Source organism: Pseudoalteromonas sp. SIMBA_162 (assembly GCF_046535955.1).
Lineage (GTDB): Bacteria > Pseudomonadota > Gammaproteobacteria > Enterobacterales > Alteromonadaceae > Pseudoalteromonas > Pseudoalteromonas marina.
Window position 1 is genome coordinate 1 of sequence record NZ_JAWJBQ010000772.1, and the last position, 254, is coordinate 254.

Sequence of the window (254 nt, forward strand, 5' to 3'; positions counted from 1 at the left end):
CCGCCAGCGGCGCCAGTTCGCGCACCAGGGCGCGGGTGGCGTGTTCGTCGGCCAGGTCGACCACGCGGTAGTCCACGTCCAGGCCCTGCGCGCGCAGCGCCTGGGTTTCCTGGTCGGCCAGGGCCGCGTTGCGGTCGGCCATGACGACCCGAAAGCCGTCGTGCGCCAGCCGCTCGACGATCGCCAGGCCCATGCCGCTGGCGCCGCCGGTGACCAGCGCGGTGCCGAGGGAGTTGAGGGGTTCCATATCGATT

Annotated in this window: 1 protein-coding gene; it reads right to left on the minus strand. The window is 72.8% G+C overall.

Features of this window, described 5'->3' with window-relative positions; translation table 11 throughout:
• Positions 1-254 (minus strand): SDR family NAD(P)-dependent oxidoreductase (locus tag R0J88_RS21780; RefSeq protein WP_410901142.1); only part of this gene is annotated, 254 nt, incomplete at both ends.